The organism is Paenibacillus sp. M-152, assembly GCF_003856555.1.
Taxonomy (GTDB): Bacteria; Bacillota; Bacilli; order Paenibacillales; family Paenibacillaceae; genus Paenibacillus; species Paenibacillus polymyxa_C.
This window is the reverse complement of record NZ_CP034141.1, coordinates 5,280,495-5,304,647: the sequence shown is the minus strand read 5'-3', so window position 1 is coordinate 5,304,647 and position 24,153 is coordinate 5,280,495. Positions and strand designations below refer to the sequence as shown.

Annotated in this window: 19 protein-coding genes; 17 read left to right on the top strand and 2 right to left on the bottom strand. The window is 48.0% G+C overall.

The genetic code is table 11. The annotated features are described in order from the left end of the window. The first annotated feature begins 64 nt into the window (after positions 1-64). From argB to EGM68_RS23185, 11 genes are all read left to right on the top strand, one after another. Positions 65-904, top strand: a complete 840-nt coding sequence (gene argB, locus EGM68_RS23235) for an acetylglutamate kinase (protein WP_016324795.1) — start codon at positions 65-67, stop codon at positions 902-904. Between the two features lie 52 nt (positions 905-956). Next, the gene (locus EGM68_RS23230; protein WP_016324794.1) at positions 957-2,219 is read left to right on the top strand and encodes an acetylornithine transaminase; all 1,263 of its coding nucleotides are present in this window, start codon (positions 957-959) and stop codon (positions 2,217-2,219) included. A 48-nt stretch (positions 2,220-2,267) separates the two neighbouring features. Further along, positions 2,268-3,224, top strand: coding sequence for an ornithine carbamoyltransferase (gene argF / locus EGM68_RS23225; RefSeq protein WP_013373359.1), 957 nt, complete (start codon positions 2,268-2,270; stop codon positions 3,222-3,224). Positions 3,225-3,275: 51 nt separating this feature from the next. Next, positions 3,276-4,511 (top strand): argininosuccinate synthase, encoded by a 1,236-nt coding sequence (locus tag EGM68_RS23220; RefSeq protein WP_013373358.1) that lies wholly within the window; start codon positions 3,276-3,278, stop codon positions 4,509-4,511. 87 nt (positions 4,512-4,598) lie between these two features. Then, positions 4,599-6,011: an argininosuccinate lyase gene (argH, locus tag EGM68_RS23215; RefSeq protein ID WP_129550093.1), complete on the top strand. Its 1,413-nt coding sequence runs from the start codon at positions 4,599-4,601 to the stop codon at positions 6,009-6,011. A gap of 515 nt (positions 6,012-6,526) precedes the next feature. Further along, positions 6,527-6,778: a hypothetical protein gene (locus EGM68_RS23210; protein ID WP_013373356.1), complete on the top strand. Its 252-nt coding sequence runs from the start codon at positions 6,527-6,529 to the stop codon at positions 6,776-6,778. Next, positions 6,771-9,230 carry a cyclic di-GMP-binding domain-containing protein, MshE-related gene (locus tag EGM68_RS23205; RefSeq protein ID WP_016324792.1) on the top strand — a complete coding sequence of 820 codons (2,460 nt, stop codon included), beginning with the start codon at positions 6,771-6,773 and terminating at the stop codon, positions 9,228-9,230. Before EGM68_RS23210 ends, EGM68_RS23205 begins: the two co-directional genes overlap by 8 nt. Positions 9,231-9,253: 23 nt before the next feature. Further along, entirely contained in the window at positions 9,254-10,261 is a 1,008-nt protein-coding gene (locus EGM68_RS23200; protein WP_013373354.1) for a glycosyltransferase family 2 protein, read from the top strand. Beyond that, a complete protein-coding gene (locus tag EGM68_RS23195) occupies positions 10,224-10,643 on the top strand; it encodes a GtrA family protein (protein ID WP_013373353.1) in 420 nt (139 codons plus the stop codon). Before EGM68_RS23200 ends, EGM68_RS23195 begins: the two co-directional genes overlap by 38 nt. Further along, positions 10,640-12,241, top strand: coding sequence for an ArnT family glycosyltransferase (locus tag EGM68_RS23190; RefSeq protein ID WP_058830182.1), 1,602 nt, complete (start codon positions 10,640-10,642; stop codon positions 12,239-12,241). The genes EGM68_RS23195 and EGM68_RS23190 overlap by 4 nt, the downstream gene beginning before the upstream one ends. Positions 12,242-12,346: 105 nt before the next feature. Then, positions 12,347-13,981 carry a glycosyltransferase family 39 protein gene (locus tag EGM68_RS23185; RefSeq protein ID WP_129550092.1) on the top strand — a complete coding sequence of 545 codons (1,635 nt, stop codon included), beginning with the start codon at positions 12,347-12,349 and terminating at the stop codon, positions 13,979-13,981. A 79-nt stretch (positions 13,982-14,060) separates the two neighbouring features. Here EGM68_RS23185 and EGM68_RS23180 read toward each other — a convergent pair whose 3' ends face one another. Next, positions 14,061-14,849, bottom strand: coding sequence for an alpha/beta hydrolase (locus EGM68_RS23180; RefSeq protein WP_129550091.1), 789 nt, complete (start codon positions 14,847-14,849; stop codon positions 14,061-14,063). 267 nt (positions 14,850-15,116) lie between these two features. On the opposite strand from EGM68_RS23180, the gene EGM68_RS23175 reads away from it, so the two are divergent. Then, the gene (locus EGM68_RS23175; RefSeq protein WP_090738005.1) at positions 15,117-16,301 is read left to right on the top strand and encodes an S-layer homology domain-containing protein; all 1,185 of its coding nucleotides are present in this window, start codon (positions 15,117-15,119) and stop codon (positions 16,299-16,301) included. A 73-nt stretch (positions 16,302-16,374) separates the two neighbouring features. Here the strand turns inward: EGM68_RS23175 and EGM68_RS23170 are convergent, their stop codons facing one another. Further along, the gene (locus tag EGM68_RS23170) at positions 16,375-17,793 is read right to left on the bottom strand and encodes a VanW family protein (RefSeq protein ID WP_129550090.1); all 1,419 of its coding nucleotides are present in this window, start codon (positions 17,791-17,793) and stop codon (positions 16,375-16,377) included. A gap of 223 nt (positions 17,794-18,016) precedes the next feature. On the opposite strand from EGM68_RS23170, the gene ftsE reads away from it, so the two are divergent. The 5 genes from ftsE (at position 18,017) to EGM68_RS23145 (ending at position 24,130) form a co-directional block, all read left to right on the top strand. Further along, positions 18,017-18,703, top strand: a complete 687-nt coding sequence (gene ftsE / locus EGM68_RS23165) for a cell division ATP-binding protein FtsE (protein ID WP_007432660.1) — start codon at positions 18,017-18,019, stop codon at positions 18,701-18,703. After that, positions 18,693-19,610, top strand: a complete 918-nt coding sequence (gene ftsX / locus EGM68_RS23160; RefSeq protein ID WP_016822951.1) for a permease-like cell division protein FtsX — start codon at positions 18,693-18,695, stop codon at positions 19,608-19,610. The genes ftsE and ftsX overlap by 11 nt, the downstream gene beginning before the upstream one ends. An 84-nt stretch (positions 19,611-19,694) precedes the next feature. Continuing rightward, positions 19,695-20,978 (top strand): murein hydrolase activator EnvC family protein, encoded by a 1,284-nt coding sequence (locus tag EGM68_RS23155; RefSeq protein ID WP_013373345.1) that lies wholly within the window; start codon positions 19,695-19,697, stop codon positions 20,976-20,978. 204 nt (positions 20,979-21,182) lie between these two features. Beyond that, positions 21,183-22,649, top strand: coding sequence for a S41 family peptidase (locus EGM68_RS23150; protein WP_129550089.1), 1,467 nt, complete (start codon positions 21,183-21,185; stop codon positions 22,647-22,649). 164 nt (positions 22,650-22,813) lie between these two features. After that, positions 22,814-24,130, top strand: a complete 1,317-nt coding sequence (locus EGM68_RS23145) for a PDZ domain-containing protein (RefSeq protein ID WP_129550088.1) — start codon at positions 22,814-22,816, stop codon at positions 24,128-24,130. Positions 24,131-24,153: the final 23 nt, after the last annotated feature.

Genomic DNA, 24,153 nt, shown 5'->3' with positions numbered 1-24,153 from the left:
AATATAGCTTCGGCATCATTTGAAAATCGCACAAAATTGTGCAGAGGAGAAAAGGAGAGATGATATGCAATCGGCAGTGGGACACGCGGATCAAGCGAAACATGCGGGAGTGGCACGTCGTAATTTTGTGATGAAATGCGGAGGAAGTACGCTGGCTGCGTTGCCTGATTCCTTTTTTGACGACTTGGCCCGTCTGCAGTCGGAAGGCCTTCAACCAGTCATTGTACATGGCGGTGGGCCTGCGATCTCTGACAATTTGGCGAAGCTGGGAATCGAAACGGAGTTCATTCATGGATTGCGTAAAACGACTGAACCCGTGCTGGATGTCGTGGAAATGGTGCTGGCAGGCAGCATTAACAAGCAGATTGTTCGCAGAATAGGGATGCACGGAGGGCGAGCGCTGGGTTTGTCAGGCAGTGATGGCTATTTAATTGAAGCGAAGCCTGTGACGAATGCCGCAGAGGTCGGCTGGGTTGGAGAGGTAACACATGTTCAAGCTTCGATTATTACCGGTGTGCTGGATATGGACTATATGCCAGTTATTGCGCCTATTGGCATTGATCGATCCGGTCAGCGTTACAACATTAATGCCGATACAGCGGCGGGCGCGGTGGCTTCTCATCTCGGCGTCAGTCGAATGATTGTTGTGACGGATGTACCCGGTATATTGAAAAAGAATGGTGTAGAAAAGAAGGTTATGGAGTCAATTACCATACAGGAAATTGAAGATATGATCAGTACAGGTGAAATCTACGGTGGTATGATTCCGAAAGTGAGAGCGGCTATTGCCTGCATTCACGGTAAAGTGAAGGAAGTCGTCATTGTGGACGGCAGCGAACCGCAGGTACTCAGCCGTGTGCTGGGTGGAGAATCGATTGGAACACGCATTGTGCGTATGCAGTAATTGCGATATATGCTCAACCTATATAACCAAACGATAAAGGGGCGTGAACGATATGAGTAAGGAACCGAATACGCTGGTGAGCGAGGAAATGCCAAGTACGAATGGAAGCGGAGCGCAAGCGGAAAAGGGGGCGGCAAAAGTGCAGGCAGATAGCTCTCTTTTTCCAAACTACGCAAGATACCCGCTTACACTGGTGAAAGGACAAGGAAGCTGGCTGTGGGATGATCAGGGCAAACGTTATCTGGATTTCATGTCAGGTATTGCCGTTACCAATCTAGGCCATGCGCCTCAAGCTGTAGCGGAGCGTTTGAAAAAACAGATCGATGAACTGTGGCATGTATCCAATCTGTTTCATATTCCCGGGCAGGAACGGGCCGCGGCCTTGCTGACAGCCAATAGCAGCGCAGATGCCGTGTTCTTCTGCAACAGCGGAGCTGAAGCGAACGAAGCTGCCATTAAGCTGGCGCGTCGTTACCACCAGAAGGTGAAGCAGACCGGTCGCTATGAAATCATTACGTTCACGCAATCCTTTCACGGACGGACGCTGGCAACCTTGACTGCTACGGGTCAGGACAAAGTGAAAGAAGGTTTTTTACCGCTTCCCGCCGGATTCAAAAGCGTTCCGCTTCATGATCAGGCTGCGCTCGAAGCAGCTATCAATGAGAATACAGCGGCAATTATGCTGGAAATGGTGCAGGCCGAAGGTGGCATGTATCCGGTAGACCCTGCTTTCGTAGACGTGATTACCAAGCTGTGCCACGAGCATGGATTGCTGCTGATCATTGACGAGGTGCAAACAGGTATGGGACGGACAGGTAAGCTGTTTGCCTTTGAGCATTATGGAATAGAACCGGATATTTTTACATTGGCGAAAGGATTGGGCAGTGGCTTTTCGGTCGGTGCAATGCTAGGCAAAGAATATTTGCGTGAAGCGTTCACAGCGGGCAGTCATGGTTCTACCTTCGGGGGTACACCGCTTGCCATGGCAGCAGTTCAAGCAACCATTGAAACGATTATTGATGACAAGCTGCCAGAACGCGCTGCCGAAATGGGAGATTATCTCTTTCATAGTCTGCAAAAACAGCTTAAAGATATTCCTTTTGTCCAGGATATCCGCGGAAAAGGTCTGATGGTCGGGATTGAGTGTGCGGAGCCGGTAGCAGAGCTTGTTTTGGCAGGACAGAAGAAGGGCATTCTGTTCATTACAGCAGGACCGAACGTGATTCGCCTGTTGCCTAACCTGTATGTAACGCAAGACGAAATAGATCAGGCTGTAACATGGATTGCTGAATTGATTCGGGAGCACGTAGCTTAGTGTAGAGCCAGAAGCATCCGAGATTAGAGTGTAAAAGGAGAGGAACGCATGAGTCAGGGCGGCGCATTGCAACAGGTGAATTTGAAAGGACGGGACTTTCTAGAACTGGACGACTACTCGCCAGAGGAAATCCAGTATTTAATTGATCTCGCCATTGAAATTAAGCGTAAACACAAAAACGGAGAAGCTTATCAGCCGCTGAAGGGGAAAACACTTGGACTGATTTTCGAAAAGTCTTCCACACGCACACGGGTATCCTTTGAAGTCGGAATGTATCAATTGGGTGGGCATGCCCTTTTCCTCAGCAAAAATGATATTCAACTGGGACGCGGTGAACCGATTAGCGACATGGCCCAAGTCATGTCACGTTATCTGGATGGCATTATGATTCGTACCTTCGGGCACGATAATGTCGTAGAGTTGGCCCGTTATGCATCCGTTCCGGTAATCAATGGCTTGAGCGATTTGGCGCATCCGTGTCAGGTACTGGCTGATTATCAAACCTTGTATGAGCAAAAGGGTAAGCTAAAAGGGCTCAAACTGGCTTATATCGGAGACGGCAACAATATGGCGCATTCCCTCTTGATTGGTGGAGCCAAGCTCGGAGTGCATGTCTCCATTGCAAGTCCAGCTGGATACGAGCCTGACCCGAGTGTGATCGCAGTTTCCCGGGAGATTGCCAAGCAGACAGGTAGTGAAATTGTGATCACTCAAAGTCCGCAGGAAGCAGTAAAAGATGCTGATGCGATCTACACAGATGTGTGGGCAAGCATGGGTTTTGAGGAAGAGCAAAAGGAGCGTGAGCTTGCTTTTGCCGACTTCCAGGTGAATGAGGAGCTGGTTAAGCTCGCTAAGCCAGATTATTTATTCTTGCACTGTCTACCTGCACATCGTGGGGAAGAAGTGAGTGCGGGAGTAATCGATGGTCCCAATTCGGTCATTTTTGATGAAGCGGAAAATCGTCTGCATGCACAAAAAGCGTTGCTAGTTGCTTTAATGGGATAAGGTTGATCGTAAAGAAGATAGAGGTATAAGCATTCGGGGAGGACTTCAATAATGGCAAAAGAAAAAATCGTACTCGCATATTCCGGCGGTCTGGATACGTCGGTCATTCTGAAATGGCTCAAGGAAACATATGATGCTGAAATTATCGCATTCACTGCAGATATCGGACAAAAGGAAGAACTGGACGGTTTGGAGGAAAAGGCACTCGCTACGGGAGCTTCCAAAGTGTACATCGATGATCTGCGTGATGAATTCGCCAAGGATTTTATTTATCCGATGTTTCAGGCAGGTGCTTTATATGAAGGGCAATATTTGCTCGGTACGAGTATTGCACGTCCATTGATCGCTAAGCGGATGGTCGATATTGCGATTGCCGAGGGAGCAACAGCCATTGCTCACGGGGCAACAGGCAAAGGTAACGATCAGGTGCGCTTCGAGCTGAACGCGGCGGCGTTAACGCCGGACATCCAAGTCATTGCACCTTGGCGGCTGGAAGAGTTCCGCAATCAGTTCCCGGGTCGGGCAGAAATGATTGCCTATGCAGAAAAACACGGTATTCCGGTAACCGCTTCTGCAGCCAAACCGTACTCCATGGACCGCAACCTGCTGCATATCAGTTATGAAAGCGGCGTGCTGGAGGACCCTTGGTTTGATCCGAGCGCTCCTGAAAATAAAGAAATGTTCTTGCTCAGCAACGCGCCTGAGGACGCGCCTGATGAAGCAGAATACTTGGAGCTGGAATTTAAAGCAGGCAACTGCGTTGCTTTGAACGGTGAACAGTTAACTCCGCTGCAAGTGATGGAAAAACTGAATGAACTGGGCGGCAAGCACGGGATCGGACGTGTAGATATGGTTGAGAACCGTTTTGTGGGTATGAAGAGCCGCGGAGTCTATGAGACGCCAGGCGGTACAATCCTGTTCACTGCTCATCGCAAAATGGAATCGATCACCATGGATCGCGAGGTTATGAATCTGCGTGATAGCCTGATTACCCGTTATGCTACCTTGGTGTACAATGGATTCTGGTTCGCGCCGGAACGTGTCGCTTTACAGGCTCTGGTTCATGAGAGCCAGAAAAATGTCAGTGGTACGGTGCGCGTGAAGCTGTATAAGGGCAATATTATTGGTGCAGGCGTTAAAAGTCCGGTTAGCTTGTACAACCCAGACATTGCGACCATGGAAGCTGATCCGACACAAGCCTACGATCAAGGCGATGCTACAGGCTTTATCCGCTTGAATGCTTTGCGTTTGAAGGTCAACGCGGGCGTAACACAAAATCATAAATAAGATGTAATCTAAAAAAATGTACGGAATGCGGGCCGTTCTTGTCCAAACGACGAGGGCGGCTTGTTATTGCAGAGAGGGGATCATGCAATGAGTAAGCTATGGGGCGGACGGTTTACAAAGCAAACGAACAAGCTGGTAGAGGAATATACGGCTTCTATTGGGTTTGATCAGGCGTTGGCGGAAGAAGATATTCAAGGCAGTTTGGCTCATGTGGCCATGCTGGGCAAATGCGGTATTATTCCGCAGGAGGATGCGAACACGATCAAGGGAGGACTGCACACCGTTCTGGAGCGTATCCGCCGTGGGGAAATTGAATTTTCCGTTTCGGATGAGGATATTCACATGAATATCGAAAAAAAACTGATCGAAGTCATTGGCCCGGTCGGCGGTAAGCTGCACACTGGACGCAGTCGTAACGATCAGGTAGCAACAGATATGCACTTGTATTTGCGCGGACGTGTCGTATCACTGGTGGGTATGCTGCATGATGTACAAGTTGCATTAATTGGGCAGGCCAAGGACAATCTGGACACAATTGTACCTGGATACACACACTTGCAGCGTGCGCAGCCTATTTTGTTCGCGCATCATTTGCTGGCGTATGTGTCTATGCTGGAGCGTGATATTGACCGACTCAAGGACAGCTACAAACGCATCAATGTGTTGCCGCTGGGCGCTGGCGCTCTGGCTGGAACCACTTTCCCGATCGATCGTCATTTTGTAGCTGAGCAGCTTGGGTTTGATGGCGTCTATGAAAATAGCCTGGACGCTGTCAGTGATCGGGACTTTATCGTAGAGTTTCTGGCCGGGGCCTCGCTGATTATGACGCATTTGTCCCGTCTAAGCGAAGAACTGGTGCTATGGAGCAGCACAGAATTTGGTTTTGTCGAACTGGATGATGCTTTCTGTACAGGCAGCAGCATTATGCCACAGAAGAAAAATCCGGATGTACCGGAGCTAGTACGTGGCAAAACCGGGCGTGTCTATGGAAACCTCGTCGGTCTGCTGACCGTACTGAAGTCCTTGCCGCTGGCATACAACAAGGACATGCAGGAGGACAAGGAAGGGATGTTCGATACGGTTGCTACGCTGGAGGGAGCCTTGCAATTGTTCGCTCCAATGATCGCCACGATGAAGGTGAACAAGGACCGGATGCGTCAAGCGGTCAATCAGGATTTCTCCAACGCAACGGATATTGCGGACTTCCTGGTCGGCAAGGGGCTTCCGTTCCGTCAGGCCCATGAGGTTATCGGCAAAACGGTGCTGTATTGCATCCAGCAGGGCAAATATCTGCTTGATTTGAAACTGGATGAATTCCAGCAGTTTTCGGATCTGTTCGACGAGCGCATTTATGAGGTGCTTCAACCAGAAGCGGTAGTCAATGCTCGGAATGTGTATGGCGGAACCGCCACCGGTCAGGTGCAGGCAGCCATTGGACGCAGTGAACAGCTTCTAGTGAACACGTCAACATGGTATGAAAATCATAAGCCAAAAAAATAATCCATACAGAAAGAATTATTCTCTTGCACAGCAACGGGATGCTGTGTAAAATCAGATTTTAAGAATATTTGCCATCTATGTTTTCAAAGGCACCGTTCGCGGTGTCTTTTGTGTTTTCTGAGGTATTTGAATGATTTATGATCAGAATAATCATAAACTACATAGATTTATTGGAAGAATATCGCCCAAGATGTTTAATATCTAGTTCTATATACCTATCTATACATTAGTGTGAAAGTTTCTAGAATTTACATTTTTGTATACTACACCTACTAGGATTATGGTAGAATAGCACTAAGTTTTTCATTGAATTACCAATTCGATAGAACAAGAAGCATATGCGATAAACCATTTTCAAGTTTTTATTGGTTTTTTTGACCAGAGAAATTGCATAAATGTGTAAATGAAGGGCTTGAATGAGAAAGCAGGTGTGTCCTGGTTTTGGAAGAAAGCCAGTAAAAATATTGAAGTAGCGACATAGCAAAGGCAGAGTCGGGACGATCCAGGGAGGTATTATGAGAACTAAACGAACGACGCGTCAGCTAAAGAGCGCTTGGATCGGTTATCGCGCTTCTGACGCCGATGGATTGGTATCCTCATTGCATGAGGAGCGAATCCAGGCAGAGAGGTTGCTACGTGAGGAGCGGGAGCTTTTCCATGCGGCGCTGGAGCGGAAAAAGCAGCGGGATACCGAGTTAAAGCAGCTGCTTGCAGATGCGCTTGCGGAAGAGCGGCGCTGGATTGAAAGGGCGGGAATTCATGGGTGACAAGCTTAGGTGGCAGGTTGGAGGAGTTTCAATTCGCCAAACCAAGAGAAGAATAAAAGAAGAGCGTCAGCGAATCGAACAACTGCAACAACAGCTAGAGGCTCAGCGTGCAGAGCAGGCCCCGATACTGTACAAGCTTGATTTTCACATCGAAGAGTTGGAACGACGACTTCGGGATACAGAACTTCGTATTCAGGCTATACAGAATGCCAATGATACAGCAGCAGCTGTGGAACAATTGCTGGATGAAGGAATACAGGATGGACAGATGCAGGAGGCGCAAGTCCAGTATGCATCTGGACAGGAACAGGCAGCGGCAGGAGCAGCCATGGGTCTTGCTTCCAGTATTCCTGGTGCAGAAGGCGGAGAGGCGGCAGCAGGAACGCAGACCGGACGAAACGGCAAGGCCCGTCTGGGAGATCAGCTGGTGGAGAACGGGATGATTACCCGGGATCAGCTGACAGATGCTATCCGCAACCAGAAGCGTTACGGTGGTAGACTGGGCGATATTCTTGTAGAGATGGGTTTCATTACAGCTGAGCAGCTACAAGAGCAAATTGACGGTGATGAATCCAAGGAGAGACTGGGCGACATGCTGGTTCGTTCCGGCTATATTACACCAGAGCAGCTAGAGCGAGCGCTCGAGTTCCAGGCGAAGAGCGGCGGGCTGCTCGGCGACATCTTGCTATCATTGCAAATGCTGGAGCCTGCGGATTTGTACCGCGCGATTGCTACCCAGAACCGAATCGGGCGTATTGGTGAGGAGCTGGCGCTGGATGCGGCGTACAAGCTACCCGAGCAAGTGGCAATGGCTTATGGCGTGGTCGTCATCCATCAATATATGAACCGCTATATTGTAGCGGTCAGTGATCCATTACCAGAAGAGCGACGCTTGAAGCTGGAGGAAATTCTGGGTATGCCGGTAGAGCAAGTGCTTGCAACAAAGGAAGAGATGGAGCAGCTCTGGGGTAAAATCTACGGCGAGGAAATGATGCAGGAAAGCACAACCGGGTTGTTGGAAAAAGAACCGCACAATTCGGCGCGGACCACCTTTACCAAGGGACAGCTCTGGGTGTTTGCAGCCATGGGAATGATCACATTGCTCGGCCTCTTCTGGAACAGCTGGAAGACAGTGCTGATCATTAATATGATGATCCAGCTTTTTTATTTTGCGATGACGCTTTTCAAATTTGGAATTATCTATCTCGGTTCCCGGCGTGGGGCGCAGCTTCGCTTCACGAAGGAAGAGGTAGACGCCATGGATGAAAAAAGACTGCCGATCTATACGATTCTTGTCCCGATGTATAAGGAAGCGGGCGTGCTTCCGATGTTGTTGCGGAATTTGGAGCAGCTGGATTATCCAAAGTCCAAGCTGGATGTACGGCTGCTGATTGAAGAGGACGACATTGAGACGATTGAGCTGCTGCGTGAAATGAAGCTGCCTGCCTATTACACGACACTGGTCGTGCCTGATGGCTTGCCGAAAACCAAGCCGAAGGCATGTAATTATGGACTTATTCGCGCCCGCGGCGAGTTTGTCGTCATTTACGATGCTGAGGATCGTCCCGATGCTGACCAACTTAAAAAAGTCATTGCAGCGTTTGATTCACTCCCTGAGAATTATGCGTGTATTCAAGCGAAGCTCAATTATTTTAACAGTACACAAAATTTGCTGACCCGCTGGTTCACACAAGAATACAGTATGTGGTTCGAATTGCTGCTGCCAGGAATTATGCAGTTAGATACCCCTATTCCGTTGGGCGGTACGTCCAATCATTTTCGGGTATCTGTATTAAAAGATATTAATGCGTGGGACCCCTACAATGTAACCGAGGATGCCGATCTGGGCATTCGTCTGTATAAAGGTGGTTACAAAACGGCCATTGTTGATTCCCGCACATGGGAGGAAGCGAACAGCCGCGTGGGCAACTGGATTCGTCAGCGTTCACGTTGGATCAAGGGATATATGCAGACATGGCTGGTTCATATGCGTAATCCGGTTAAGCTGGTGCGCGAAGTGGGCTGGAAGGGCTTTTTCGGTTTTCAGGTAATGATTCTGGCGACTCCGATGTTGCCGTTGCTGAACCCGATTTTTTGGGGCTTGCTTATTTTATGGTTTGGCTGGGAGTTGTCCTTTATTCCCAAGCTGTTCCCGGGTTATGTGTACTACCTAGCCAGCGCGGAATTTTATATCGGTAACTTTCTGTTCGTATTCAGTAATGTGGCTGGCATGTATTGGGTCATCGGTGAGCTGGAAGAGCGCGGTGAACGAACATTTTCATACGCGATGGTCAAATATGGGCTACTCTCACCGTTATATTGGGTACTTATGAGTATAGCTGCGATAAAAGCAGCTTGGCAGCTTATAACCAAGCCGTTCTATTGGGAGAAAACAACGCATGGTCTGACCGATATGCATGACTTGGATGATGCCCCGGCACAGTCCTCCTGAATATGAAGAAAGAAGGAGCAAGAATGGAGACAAAAAACCCTTTTTTATCCGTCGTCATTCCTATGTACAATGAAGGCTCACACCTCGAACGTTCTCTTAAGGTGATTGATGGGGTGCTGTCTGTTGTCACCTCACGTTATGAGCTCATTATTGTAGATGATGGTTCCAAAGATGATACGTGGCTCAAGTTGTCCGAATTGTCCCGTCGTATGCCCTCTTTGCTCGCACTCCGGCTGAGTCGGAATTTTGGTAAGGAGCTGGCGTTGTGCGCAGGTTTGGAAAATGCTTCTGGCGATGCGATCATTGTCATGGACGGTGATTTGCAGCATCCTCCTGAAATGATCGGGGAAATGGTGCGTTTGTGGCAGAACGAAGGTTATGATTTAGTTGAATGTGTGAAAGAATTTCGGGGAGAAGAGTCTGTAGGCAAAAAGCTCGGAGCTTCTTTGTTCTACGCGACTTTGAATCGCTTGACGGGCTTTAATCTCAAAGATGCCTCCGATTATAAGCTGCTGGATCGACGAGTGGTGGATGCCTGGATGGCGATGCCAGAGCGTATGCCGTTTTTTCGCGGGATGACCGCCTGGCTCGGTTTTCGTAAAACCCAGATTACATTCCGGGTGGCTCCACGAGAAGAGGGTCCAAGCCGCTGGAGTCCGTTAGGGCTGCTTCGATTGGCCGCGGAAGCGATCGTTTCGTTCTCGACGGTACCTTTGCGGGTAGTGAGTTTAATGGGTCTCATTTTCATGCTGATTTCGGTCGTGTTGGGGATTCAAACCTTAATGCACAAAATAACGGGTGATGCTGTGACCGGGTTTACCACTGTCATTTTACTGCTTTTGATTATCGGTAGTGTACTCATGCTGTCGATTGGAGTGGTAGGAGAATATATTGCCGCCATATATCACGAAGTCAAAGCCAGACCCCGTTATCTAATTGCAGACAAACGGGCGAATGCTGACCGATTGTGGGTGGATAGGGAGTTTAATCAACATGATCAGACGTTCGTATCTAAAGTATCCAATCATTAAATACGGTATTGTCGGACTGCTGGGTACAGGCATTCACGTCGGTGTGCTTGTGCTGCTGGTGGAGTTGTTTGCAATACCTGCAGTAACGGCTACTACCATAGGTTTTATCGTTACGCTGCTCGTTTCGTATGTGCTGAATCGTAACTGGACGTTCGAGCCTACCGGCGAAGGAAGCCGCACTCAGTTTCTTAAATATTTATTGGTCTGTACCTGCGGCTTGCTCCTGAATGCCGCTCTGATGTACGTAACCATTCACTGGATTGGTTGGTCATATCTGATCGGTGAAGTCTTAACTACCATCATCGTGCCAGTTCATAATTATATCTGGAACCGCTATTGGATCTTCTCCGTTCCGCAACAGCGTCAGAAAGAGGTTTCATGATCGTAAGGAAACATGGAAAGTTGTTGTCATTGTTTGCTTGTATTGCTGCTCTAGAATTAGCCGTGGGTGTTTATTTTGCATGGCATCTTGGCTATATGCATACCGATGCGCTCAGTCGAGTAGCTAATGCATTTTATGTACTCTATAGTCGTGACCCACATTTGGGTGCTATTGGGTTTGTGTGGAATCCGCTACCGAGTTTGATGGAACTCATTGTGCTGTTGTTCTATCCTTTGTTTCCCGCACTCGCTTCCCATGGGCTGGCAGCAGTGATTGTGAGCAGCCTGTTTGCTGGGGCGAGTGCAGCATTATTGTACGGGACGGGAAAAGAACTAGGGCTTCACGGTGCAACCAGTTTGCTGATTGCGCTGTTATTTTCACTGAATCCGTTTATGTTTCTGTTTGGCTTCAACGGCTTGAGTGACTCGCCATATATCTTTTTTATACTGCTGACAGTGAGTCGATTCTGTATGTGGCTTAAGGATCGCAAGGCGGCGAATTTGATCGTATCCGGTTTTGCGCTTGCATTGGCATTTTGGGTTCGCTATGAAGCAGTTCCCCTGGGGGTTGCGCTGGCTTTGGGCGTATTACTGACGATTTTTTCTCTGCATCGGTGGCGTACAAACAGAGAGAGCGTTAGAACGCAATTGTCTTTAAAAGAGCGCCTGTACAAGGTAGAAGCGACATGGCTTCTATTGTTGCTGCCGCTTGTCTTTTCGGGTTTACTGTGGCTCTTTTTTAACTGGATTATCATGGGCGACCCGCTTTACTTTTTACGTTCGCAGTATTCCAATTCCACACAATCAGCGGCTTTGCTGGAGGATCAACGCTTTGTGGAAATGTTTGCTCATCCTGTACTGATGCTAAAGTTTGTCGGGCAACGAACCTTATGGTATGCGGCTCCGTTAATTGCCATTTTGCTTATACGCCTATTGGACAAACGTCTGTGGAGTTGGAGCACGTTAACGCTGCTGGCTATCTTTTTATCGGTACCCGGGCTTCAGCTTTTACTGATGCTTAAGCATTCTTCGTTTGGCTGGTTCCGATATTTTATGTATGTATTCCCAATTACGGTTGCTTGGCTGCCGTATGAGCTTAGTCTGTTGAAGGGGAAAATGCGGGGGATCGGAATCTCACTGGTAACGGCAGGAATGTTGGTAACAGTAGGCTTGTTATCCTACGCACTGACGAACCCCGCAATTGCGGCGGATGAGCATAGCTATCTGACGCATAGTGGTAATGAAAGCTATACTCGGCAAATTGTTGAACGGAAAATAGGGTCATGGCTGGATGAACATTATGGCTCATCTCTCATTTTGACTGATTCTTATACGGCCTATCCGATCATTTTGAGCAGTAAAATTCCGAAGAAGTTTATGATCACGAGTGATTATGATTTTGGAAAATCTTTAACGGATCTGCCCGCCTCCAAGGTGGATTATGTTTTGGTTACGCGCTTGGTAGAAGGGGTACCGCTGGATCAGGTGAACCGGAACTATCCTGATTTGTTTGAAAAGGGGGCGCCATGGGCCTCGTTGGTGCATGACTTTGACGGGGAGTGGCGATTGTACAAGATAGAGCATGAAGAACTGCAATAATTTTATTGTATGTTAGTGCATCGTAGCGGAGGAAAGGATACAGCTGTCGGGCGTAATTTCCCTACAGCTGCACCGCCGCAAGAAGTTTGAGGGGGAACGAGAGGAATGTCCTTTCGAAAAATGTCTGCAAGCAGATGGATGGCTATAGGTCTGTTTGTGTTTATACTTGCATTGGAGCTGTCTGCTGGCATCTATTTTAGCTATGTTCTGGGATATATGCACACAGACGCGCTCAGTCGCGTAGCTAACGCATTTTATGTGCTGTACAGCCGCGACCCGCATTTGGGCGCCATCGGATTTATCTGGAATCCACTACCCAGTCTTCTGGAAATGGTAATTCTATTGCTGTATCCAATCTTTCCGGCATTAGCCTCCTATGGATTGGCTGCTGTTATTCTGAGTGCTACCTTTTCTGCTTTGACCGCAATGCTGCTATATCGGGCAGGTGTCAGAACAGGGCTTAGCTCTAGGATGAGCTTGCTGCTGGCTTTGTTGTATGCACTGAATCCGTTTATTTTACTGTTTGGTGCCAACGGTCTGAGCGATTCGTTATACATATATTTTATTATGATGACAGTGATTGAATTTGCGCTGTGGCTCAAGGACCGCATGACGGCAAGTCTGATTGTTTCTGGATTAGCGCTTGCCATGGCGTTCTGGACTCGTTATGAAGCGGTGCCTCTAGGCGTGGCAATGGCTGTTGGCGTAGTCTTGGCGATCTTATTTCTTCATCGCAACTTGGGTAGACGCGAGCTGGCCCTGCGGGAAAAGCTGCATAAAGTCGAGGCAACCTGGTTACTTCTTTTGCTTCCTGTGGTCTTTTCCGGGCTGTTGTGGATTTTCTTTAACTATCTCATTATGGGGAATGCCTTTTATTTCCTGAATTCAGAGTATTCGAACACGGCCCAATCGGCAGAGTTGCTGAATGATGATAAATTTGTAGAAATTTTCTCCAATCCACTGGTAGCCTTGAAGTTTATTGCTTCCAAAACCATCTGGTACTCTGTACCATTGTTTTCTATTCTGTTCATCCGTCTGTTGAGTGGACGCTTATTCCGGTGGGGAACCCTGATTATTTTGTTATTGTTCCTGTCTGTGCCCGGCTTGCAATTTTTACTTATGATGAGACAATCCTCGTACGGGTGGTTTCGTTACTTTATGTATGTATTCCCAATTACCGTAGCCTGGTTGCCTTATGAGTTGAGCCAGCTTCAGGGACGATGGCGGAGGGCGGCCTTTGGTCTAGTGTCCGTCAGTCTGCTACTTACCGCTGGATTACTCTCCTATGCGTTGACTCGCCCGGATATTGCACCGGATGAGAATAGCTTTCTCACACGTACAGGGAATGTGAACTATGTGAGACAGGAATCAGATCGTAAGATTGCCGTTTGGCTGGATGAGCATCTGCCGAAGTCTACCATTATGACTGATTCAGCTTCAGCCTACACAATGATCGTCTACAGCCAATATTCCAAACGTTTTCTGATCACCAGTGATTATGCGTTCAATAAGGCATTAAGTTATCCGCAGGAGAATCATGTGGACTATATCCTTGTACCTAAGATTATGTCAGGCATGCCGCTGAGTAAGATTAATATGGTATATCCGAATTTATATGAGCATGGTGCCCCATGGGTTCAGCTTGAACGTGAGTTTAACGGCGAGTGGCGCTTGTATAAAGTACTGCCTAAGGCACTAACTAATGGATCTCCAACGACGGAGACAACGACAAATCCCTGATGGGCATAACAACAATCCCCGGAGCCTATTCCCTTCGTATGGTGCGAGGAGGAAGGCTCCGGGGATTTTTTTGCCTGTTTTAGTGTCCTTTAAGCGGTAGCCACGCCAGTACGTCCTGGATTTTAGCGTCCCAATATCCCCATTCATGAGCTCCAGGACCTTCTTCGTAGGTCAGCGGAACTCCAAGAGAGGTGCATGTTTCACGAAAAGTCTGATTTCCCTTATATAAGAAATCTTCCGTACCGCAGCATTGGTAGAGTCGGGGGAGTGAGGTCCCCGCGGTGGTATGACGTTGTAGCAGCTCCAGCAAGTCGTGATCTGTTCCGCGTATTTCATCTGGCCCGAAAATGTTAAGCCATTCCGCTGGACTCATAGCACTTTGCTTAGGATCGGTGCGTGATGCGTGTAAATCCATAACCCCCGAAAGACTGGCAGCGGCTGCAAAGCGCTCTGGATGCTGAAGTGCCAGTTTGAAGGCGCCGTAACCACCCATAGAAAGCCCGGCTACAAAATTGTCTTCACGCTTGTCGGACAGAGGGAAAAATGAACGTGCCAAAGCTGGCAATTCTTCACTGATAAAAGTCCAATAAGCTGCTCCTTGCTCCATATTCGTATAGAAACTCCGATGTACCTGAGGCATGACGACCGCTAGGCCCATGGAGGCGACATAGCGCTCAATGGAGGTTCGACGCAGCCAGGTTGAATCATCGTCTGACAGGCCATGCAATAAATACAGTGTCGGATGTGGCCCTACTCCTTGCTTGCCCTCCATTCCAATCTGTGATCGGGTTGCCTGCGGAAGAATAACATTCATGGATGTGCTCAGACCAAGAACTTCCGAATAAAACTGACATTGAATAAGAGCCATAAGAAAACCTCTTTTCCTAAGGGGATGTGACCTCATTGACCTTTTCCAGCATACAACTGATTATTCATCCAGTATATTGTGACCTGTCCAAATATACATATCCAAGTGAATGGCTAGGTATTAAGTCCTGTTTCTTTTTTATCCTACATTAGGAGGGGGTATGGTTATATGGGACGATTTTTTTAATTTAGGGGTTATTTGGGTTTGATTTCTGGTAAAGTGTTTAAAAAAGATTGATGAATCCAATCTGAGGGAGGAATTTATAGCATGGGGAAAAAGTTAAGGAACACAATTACAGGTGTACTGAGCACAGGTCTTATTCTTAGCGCATTCAGCGCAGCGGCAGCTGCTCCTCAAACTACAAGTGGCCATTGGGCAGGAGATCAGGTGCAACGCTGGTCAGCTACAGGGCAATTGAATGGAGCGGTAAAACCGGATGCGGCGATCACACGCGCAGAATTTATCGTTCTTCTGAACCGCAGCTTGGGAACGTTCACGCAGGAACTTCCAGCAGTGACAGACGTAACGTATGCAGGCGGTGTGAAGGTAAACGGTAATGGAAGCAGAACGTTCACAGATGTTCCGGCATCCCACTGGGCATACAACGAACTGACAAGTGCCGTGAATGCAGGCTACATAAGCGGCTATGCAGATAACAAGCTCAAACCAAATGGTAAGGTAACTCGTCAGGAAGCAGCTGCGATCATTGGCAAAGCTATTGGACTGACTGCGGGTAACGCAGCAGATGTTACTAAATTCATTGACTCCGACAAAATCGGATCTTGGGCGAAGAAAAGTGTAGCGGCAGCTGCGGAGCAAAAAATCATCAACGGTTATCCGGATGGTAAATTCCAGCCGCTGAAGCCGCTGACTCGTGCAGAGGCGGTTGCTATTCTGGATGCTGCATCCGGGTACAACCTGAGCTCTGTCGATAATCTGACGACGACTCCTGGTGGAACGGTAACGAATTCCACGTACGGTAACGTGACAGATTCCACTTACGGTAATACGTCGACTACTTCTGGAACTGAAACAGAAGATAGCAGCACAAGTACTAGCACAGATAGCACGTCTGCGACTACTACAGACAACTCTACAACAACAGATACAAGCACTGATACCAACACAACTACGGATACGACTACAGACAGCAATGCTGACACTTCCGCTGACGCGGATGCTACTTCGAATGCTGCTTCGAGTACACTGAAAGTCAACGATGTGCATGATGGTGAAGGTACAATTACAGGGACAGCTAAAGCTGGTTCCACAGTAACTGCCTATTCCAACGATCTGCCTATCGGCAGTGCAGTAGCCAAAGATGACGGCACATTTAGCATCAGTGTGCTTACTCAAAAAGCGACAGTTAGACTGGTGATCAAAGCTAAAGATACAGACGGCCATGAAAGTGAGCCTGTAGAAATTTCGGTTTTGAGTAAACGCAGCGAGTAATTTAGAAATAAAAAAAACCCCTTTCACTCTGTCTGGAACCAATCCAGCCAGTAGTGAAGGGGGATTTTTTCGTTTATTCGCTTATGCCATCTTCCACAATAGGTTTCTCCAGTTCGCGTGTTTGTGGCTCAGACGATGTGCTACCGCCATAACTAGCTATAATGCGCTGCTGGGCTCGGTACGTATCGCGGCTGATTCGGGTGCGCTCGACGGGTTTTCCATCTACCTTTTTTATTCGAAATGTTTCTACCACATACCCTTCTTTGCCCTGTCGAATGACTTGATAGAAGCCGGGAGATAGGGAGTCATTACGTATTCTTTTTACCGGTATAGGCAGTACGCGAACGGTGTGAGATTCAAGTTCATATGAAATATTGGATGGGAATGTACCAAAAATTTTGATAGTAAGCGTTCGATTTTGGACCACAGCGCGAAGGAGTAAATGTTTGCCGGTATTATTTCTAAAACGAAAATTAATGGACCCTGTAGCAAAAGTCGCATCCTGACCTTTGGGTAAGTAGCTGACTGGCAAGGAATGGTTGCGGCGTTCGACAATGTCCAAGCCGACTCGTAGCGCTGCATTATACACCGTGCTGGATACCTGACAAATCCCACCGCCAATGCCGGACTCCAGCCGTCCATTTACGATCACGGGAGCCTCACGAAAGCCATGGGTGCGTTCAGCCTTGGCAATCACCTGGCCGTAGTCGAATATGTCACCCGGTTTGAGAATTAAACCATCGACGGTGCTTGCCGCTGAATTAACGTTATACACACGTCCTTCCGAACTGCTGCCGAGACTGGTGGAAAACTGGGTGATTTTTCGCTCTATACCTTCGCTGCGCAGACTGTCGACTGTAATTTTCGGCTCCAGCTGGTAGAACGGTAATTCCACCCGGATCGGCTCCTCAGAAGCCGTAAAATCCTTGGGGAGTGCCTGGTTCATTACGACGTCCAGTTTGGGCCAATCCAGGCGCCGGGCAGAGCGCTCCGGAATATAACGAACCTGATCGTTTGCATCGATCTGACGCACCGCATTGACAGGCATGCCGTATCGTTGCTCCTCCCAATCAGCTCCAAATTTGGATTTCAAGATCTTCTCTTGCTGGAAAGGTGTGATAGACCACTCCTTCTCAAAGCTAAAACGTGTCTGTACGCGAGTCCATAGATGCTTCGCGCTTAGTGCCTTCACCGCATTTCGGAATGCGTCCGCTTTATAACTAATCCCTGCTTCCGCGAGTGTTAGCTTTATATCCTGTGCACTGCTGTCACTGTCCGTGAGGAGCAGAGGACGTTGCTTCAATGCATCCAGTTTTTTCTCCACCAGCCGAAGAGCATCCGCTTTATACATACCGCCTACGTTGACTCCTCCGACTCGCACTCCCTCTGGTAGCGTTTGTCTGTCGGCGTACAGATGAAGTCCTCCCCACAGCACGGCCAGCGCCAGAACACCGGACCATATCCAAATGACAGATAAATGAATTTTTTTCATAATGCAGATGTCTCCTGTCTGATAAGCTTGATAGCGTTTCGTGTGCCACAATATTCATATATATGTGCCAAAAGCAGAAAACTTTCGGTACTATTTAGGTAACAAATTTGTTACAATGATAAACGGTATGATGAAATACAGAAGTTTTTAAAGGAAATGCATGGAATATGTCGAATGGATACTAGGTTATACGTAATATGATTAAGCAGCGGGAAGTGATCGAGTGATTGAAATGCAGGATGTGTGGAAGACCTATACGAACGGGACCCACGCACTTCAAGGAGTATCGGTCAGAATTGACCGTAATGAATTCGTATACGTAGTCGGCCCGTCTGGAGCGGGTAAATCGACTTTTATGAAGCTTATTTATAGAGAAGAAGTACCGACCAAGGGACAAATTTCAGTCAATGGTTTTAATATCGGGAAGCTCAAGCAGCGCAAAATTCCCTACGTTCGTCGTAACATCGGAGTCATTTTTCAGGATTTCCGGCTTTTGCCGCGTTTGACAGCCTATGAGAATGTGGCATTTGCTATGGAAGTTATAGAGGCTCCCAAGAAGCTGATCCGCAAGCGGGTTCCAGAAGTGCTCGAATTGGTTGGCTTGAAAGAAAAAATGAATCGTGAGCCTGCCCAGCTTTCTGGTGGGGAGCAACAGCGTGTAGCGATTGCACGGGCCATCGTGAACAATCCCTCGGTCATCATTGCTGATGAACCGACGGGGAATCTGGACCCCGAAACATCGTGGGAGATCATGCAACTGCTGGATGAAATTAATTTTCGGGGCACGACCATTGTGATGGCGACACACAATAAGGACATCGTGAACTCCATGCGTAAACGCGTCATTGCGATCGAAAATGGCAATATCGTAAGAGACCAGGTAAGAGGGGAGTACGGATATGACTTTTAATACCTTCTTGCGTCATATGCGGGAAGGTTTCAAAAACATATTCCGCAATGGCTGGATGTCCGTAGCATCCGTCACCTCAATTATTGTGTCACTGCTCATATTGGGCGTTTTTATCATGCTGGTGCTTAACGTCAACTCCTTGGCTGATCAAGCAGATAGTCAGGTGGAAGTTAACGTGTTTCTGGAGCTCAATGTCGATCAGAGCATGCGTGAAACGCTGCAAAAAGAAATCGCGGCAATGCCGGAAATCAGCAAAACTACCTTTGTGACGAAAGCTCAAGGTTTGGAGGAGCTGCGCAAAGATTTGGGAGACAGTGGCAAGGATCTGCTAGAGGGCTTTGACAAGGACAGCAATCCACTGCCGGACAAAATCGTGGTAGAGGTTATTGAACCAACGACGGTTCCATTTGTGGCTGAGAAAATTGAGAAGCTGAATACATTGCATCCTGAAAAACCGATCTTAAAGGTTCGTTACGGAAAAGGCACTGTAGAGACGCTCTTTACCATTACCAAGCTGATCCGCAATGTTGGTTTTATATTTGTCGCCGGACTGGCGATCATGTCTATGTTCTTAATCTCGAATACCATTCGAGTAACGATATTGGCACGACGCAGAGAAATCAGCATTATGAAGCTGGTCGGTGCGACCAACTTTTTCATACGATGGCCGTTTTTTATCGAAGGCGCGCTTATTGGTCTTATTGGTTCTCTTATTACTGTAGGAATTTTATTTACAGGCTATCAGCGTTTGCTGACAGCCGTTCAAGGAGATATCGCTCTCAATATGTTGAAGCTTATGCCGCTTGAAGGCATTTGGATTCAGCTGAGTGCACTGCTGGTTATTTTGGGGATGCTGGTCGGAATTATTGGCAGTACCCTGTCCATGCGCAAGTTCTTGAAAGTCTAAGAAGCATTTGGTGGAACGTCGTGGTCGATTTAATAGAACGGGGAAGCCCGGTGTTATTTTGCGATAAAGGATGGGGAGTGCAAGTTGAAAAAAATAGGATCTGTGTTGGCTGCTACGTTGGTAGCTGCATTGCTAATCCAGCCTTCTGACGGATATGCCAAAAGCGTAAGTGAAATCAATTCGCAACTGAACCAATTAGAAAAGCAAGCCAAATCTGCGAAGCAACAGCAGCAAAAGGCTGCTCAAGATAAACAGTATGCTCAGCATTATAAAAATAAAACCGTGCAAAACCTGAAAACGGTACTTGCTCAAATTAATAGCGTCAGTGATCAGCTGACTCGTGTAGCGGTTCAGATCGATCAAACGGAAGATAATCTGCGTGCGACTAAAAAAGATTTAGCCGAAGCGATTGATCGCATCAATTCGCGGGAAAAAATGCTGGAAACTCGTGTGCGTCTCATGTATACGGATGGAACGGTATCCTATATGGACGTGCTTATGTCCTCAACCAGCTTTAGTGATTTTCTCAGCCGGGTGGATTCTCTGAAAACGATCGTGGAGCAGGATCAAATTCTGTTGGACGAGCATAAAAAGGACAAGGCTCTGGTCGTTAGCAAGAAGAAGCAGCTCGACACGGAATATAAAAATGCTAAGAAGTTGTATGCACTCAAGCAGGACGCCAAAGCTCAATTGAATTCGAAGGAAAAAGAGAAGCAAAGACTGATTGCCAACTACGATCATGATATTGCTGAATCCGATGAAATCAGTGAAGAGCAAAACGATATGCTGGTAGCCCTCGCGAACAAACGTGTGGCGCTGGTGCAGGAGAAGAACAAGCTCAGAGCGGAGCAGGCTGCCAAAGCAGCACGCGCTAGAGCGGCTGCACGTGCAGCTGCAGCTAAGCGATATGCATCTTCATCCTCAGGCGCCGCCTCGAATTCCAGTCATACGGCAGCCAGTACGTATACAGGCGGATCAGGTACTTTGGCTACGCCTGTAGCCCATTACCGACTCTCATCTACTTTTGGCATGCGGGTACATCCGATAACCGGCAAGCTTAAAGGCCACACAGGTATTGATCTGGCGGCTCCGCAGGGAACCGATATTCATGCAGCCGAAGACGGTGTTGTCATTGTTGCTGAATGGTGGAGCGGGTATGGGAACACGGTTGTCATTGATCACGGAGACGGACTATGGACTCTATACGGACATATTCGCAACGGTGGTACGGTGGTTCATACGGGGCAAACGGTGAAACGCGGTCAAAAAATTGCGGAAGTGGGTTCGACGGGGAATTCCACTGGACCTCACTGTCATTTTGAAGTGCGCGAGAATAACAAACCTGTAAATCCGATGAACTATTTATAATAGATAAGGTAAGCCCTATTTGTAACCAATCCGGTTGTAGATAGGGTTTTGCTTTAATGGTTCATATCCAATGAAGAACATGTGCATTGAAACACAGAGTAGGATACAATTAACATATTCCGTACAAGCTAGACGTATACTTCGTGAATGGATGCGTTGTGAGGAAATAGGATACAAGATAAAGAGAAGGCGGTGGACGATTAGATGTTGAAAAAAAGTACAGCGGTACTCTTGATGGTGATCGGGCTGCTTGGCGGCAGTCTGCTCACTTTTGCTTATACTGGAACAACCACAGTTGGGAACAGCGCTCTGGGCGAAGGACTGCTGGCGAGTGTAACAGGGAGTAGTTCCTCCTCCAGAAGTGATATTCGCAAAATTGAGACAGCGATGGACTTAATTCAGGGACAATACTATCAGGATGTGGACCGCACCAAGCTGGTGGATGGCGCCATCAATGGGATGATGGAGTCGCTTGGCGACCCGTATTCCTCTTATATGGGTAAAGAAACTGCACAGCAGTTCGAGCAATCCATAGAAGGCTCCTTTACCGGGATTGGAGCCGAAGTAGCAGCTGAAAATGGGAAAGTAGTCGTAGTCACACCAATTAAAGGCTCTCCGGCTGAAAAGGCGGGTCTACGCGCTAAGGATATTATATTGTCTGTTAACGGTGAAACCCTGGACGGATTGGATCTGAACAAGGCCGTTTCCAAAATTCGTGGACCAAAGGGCAGTCAGGCAAAAGTCAAAATTCAGCGTAACGGTTCTCCGGATCCACTTGAATACACGATTACCCGTGACAACATTGATATGGAAACTGTAACGGCTCATATGGAAAACGACGGTGTAGGTGTCATTACGATCACCCAGTTCTCCTTAAATACGGCAGAACGCTTCAAGGAAGAGTTAGCCAAGCTGGAAAAACAAGGGCTTAAAGGACTCGTCATTGACGTGCGTAATAACCCGGGTGGAGTGCTTTCTGTCGTTATTAATATTGCAGAGCAATTTGTACCTTCCGGCAAAACGATTGTACAAGTTGAAGATAAAAATCAGAAACGTGAGGAAGAAAAATCCAAAGGTTCGCGCAAAAATTATCCGGTGACTTTGCTCATGAACAAAGGTAGCGCAAGTGCGTCCGAAATTCTGGCAGGTGCTCTCCAGCAATCCGCTGGCGCAGTGTTGATCGGGGAAAACTCCTTTGGTAAAGGTACTGTACAAACCAGCTATGACAAGCAAATGGGTGACGGTAGCCTGCTCAAAATCACGATTGCCAAGTGGCTAACGCCAAACGGAACATGGATTCATAAAAAAGGGATTAAGCCGGATATCGCGGTGGATCAGCCTGAATACTTCACGGCAGCGCCGCTGAACAAGGAAAAATCCTTGAAATACAATATGAATAGCAGTGATGTAAAAAATGCACAAATCATTCTGCAAGGCTTGGGCTACAAACCAGGTCGTGAGGACGGCTATTTTGACAAAGTGACTGAAAGTTCTGTTATGGCTTTCCAAAAAGAGGCGAAGCTGACGACTAACGGCATCATTGATGCCAAGACAGCAGCAGCAATGGAAGCCAAGCTGATTGAAAAAATTCGCGATCCGAAAAATGATAATCAACTCAAGCAGGGGATTGAAGAGATTCGGAAGGAAATGAAGACAAGCGCAGCGAAATAATAGTGAGGCTACAACAAGGGGGCTGGAAACAGCCTCCTTTGTTATTGGGATTTATTTGCAGTCTGTCGGTTTGTCTTCCCTACGTTGGCAATTTCATATAGAATAAATGGATATGAAATGTACGTGATCCGCTATATAGCGGGCCAGGGGCATAAGGAGTGTGAATGGACTTGGAATGGGCATTACAATGGGGATGGAGCGTCTTGAATGCTTGCTTGTATCTGCTTTTGCAGCCGTTTTATTATATCTCGATACTCATTGTCGCGCTTGGCTATCGTCGGCAAATGCTACTAGAGCGCAAGCTATTTCATACTAGAATTCATAGCTGGGCTGCAGAGACCTGGCGTGTCGTATGGAGCGGCTTGCTTGCCGGGATGGCACTATCCGCTCTAGGAATGTTCGTCAGCATGCATCTGAACCCGACTTCCATCGTGTGCCTGTGGATAGCCACATTATTGCTTATGCTGGTACGCGTCCGTTACCTGTGTCTTGCTTATTCGGTAGGTCTGCTAGGTGTAGTTCAATTTTTTCTAAACGTAGCCAGTGGCTGGCAGCCTGGGGGAGCGCTCGGGACATCGGTAGCAGCTATCCGCGGATTGGATATTCCAGCACTCTTAGTGCTCGTTGCTGTGCTGCATGTGGCTGAAGCGCTGTTGGTTCGCTGGCAAGGAGGAAAGGCAGCTACGCCACTGTTTGTTGAGGGCAAACGGGGAAGATTGGTCGGTGGCTATCGTATGGAAGATCTATGGCCCATTCCGTTGCTGTTGCTGGTACCCGCTCAGGGAGGATTCATGCTTCCCTGGACACCTTTGTTCGGCGGCGATGCCGGAACGGGGTATATGCTAGTAGCTCTGCCAGTCCTGATGGGCTTTAGCAGTGTGACGCTCGGCCAGCTACCACGACAGAAGGCAGTACTCACTTCGAACCGATTGCTCCTGTACAGTGTGGCTTTGCTTCTGCTAAGCCTGTTAGCGGCCTGGTGGAGTCCGCTAATCTTGCTGGCAGCGTTATTTTCCTTCCTGGCCCATGAGACGCTGATTTGGTACGGAAATATAGAGGAAAGCCGTCTTAGCCCGATGTTTGTACATCCAGAGCAAGGGATGCGTGTTCTCGCTGTGCTGCCAGATAGCCCGGCGACAGCCATGGGCATACTACCAGGCGAGGCCATTTATCGTGTGAATGGCATGGTTGTGAACAGCCGTGCCGAGCTGCACCAGGCCTTGCGGATCAACTCTGCTTTTTGTAAGCTGGAGGTACGCAATCTGCAAGGTGAGAGCAAGTTTGTACAGCGAGGCATGTACGATGGCGATCATCACCAGCTAGGGGTCGTGCTTGCACCGGATGAACATGCAGGCTGGGCCGTATCCATACAACCGGCCTCCATCTACCGAATTGTGGCCATGCACATAGGCGCACGACGACGTAAAGCGGAACAAGCATCCAAGGCAGAGAGTACGCATTTGGACACCATGGACCAATAGATATTACAACAAGAGGGTAGTCA

Bases quoted from the DNA above. Each gene is read 5' to 3' on its own strand.
- argB (WP_016324795.1), top strand. From the start codon at position 65: ATGCAATCGGCAGTGGGACACGCGGATCAAGCGAAACATGCGGGAGTG.
- EGM68_RS23230 (WP_016324794.1), top strand. From the start codon at position 957: ATGAGTAAGGAACCGAATACGCTGGTGAGCGAGGAAATGCCAAGTACG.
- argF (WP_013373359.1), top strand. From the start codon at position 2,268: ATGAGTCAGGGCGGCGCATTGCAACAGGTGAATTTGAAAGGACGGGAC.
- EGM68_RS23220 (WP_013373358.1), top strand. From the start codon at position 3,276: ATGGCAAAAGAAAAAATCGTACTCGCATATTCCGGCGGTCTGGATACG.
- argH (WP_129550093.1), top strand. From the start codon at position 4,599: ATGAGTAAGCTATGGGGCGGACGGTTTACAAAGCAAACGAACAAGCTG.
- EGM68_RS23210 (WP_013373356.1), top strand. From the start codon at position 6,527: ATGAGAACTAAACGAACGACGCGTCAGCTAAAGAGCGCTTGGATCGGT.
- EGM68_RS23205 (WP_016324792.1), top strand. From the start codon at position 6,771: ATGGGTGACAAGCTTAGGTGGCAGGTTGGAGGAGTTTCAATTCGCCAA.
- EGM68_RS23200 (WP_013373354.1), top strand. From the start codon at position 9,254: ATGGAGACAAAAAACCCTTTTTTATCCGTCGTCATTCCTATGTACAAT.
- EGM68_RS23195 (WP_013373353.1), top strand. From the start codon at position 10,224: ATGATCAGACGTTCGTATCTAAAGTATCCAATCATTAAATACGGTATT.
- EGM68_RS23190 (WP_058830182.1), top strand. From the start codon at position 10,640: ATGATCGTAAGGAAACATGGAAAGTTGTTGTCATTGTTTGCTTGTATT.
- EGM68_RS23185 (WP_129550092.1), top strand. From the start codon at position 12,347: ATGTCCTTTCGAAAAATGTCTGCAAGCAGATGGATGGCTATAGGTCTG.
- EGM68_RS23180 (WP_129550091.1), bottom strand. From the start codon at position 14,849: ATGGCTCTTATTCAATGTCAGTTTTATTCGGAAGTTCTTGGTCTGAGC.
- EGM68_RS23175 (WP_090738005.1), top strand. From the start codon at position 15,117: ATGGGGAAAAAGTTAAGGAACACAATTACAGGTGTACTGAGCACAGGT.
- EGM68_RS23170 (WP_129550090.1), bottom strand. From the start codon at position 17,793: ATGAAAAAAATTCATTTATCTGTCATTTGGATATGGTCCGGTGTTCTG.
- ftsX (WP_016822951.1), top strand. From the start codon at position 18,693: ATGACTTTTAATACCTTCTTGCGTCATATGCGGGAAGGTTTCAAAAAC.
- EGM68_RS23150 (WP_129550089.1), top strand. From the start codon at position 21,183: ATGTTGAAAAAAAGTACAGCGGTACTCTTGATGGTGATCGGGCTGCTT.
- EGM68_RS23145 (WP_129550088.1), top strand. From the start codon at position 22,814: ATGGACTTGGAATGGGCATTACAATGGGGATGGAGCGTCTTGAATGCT.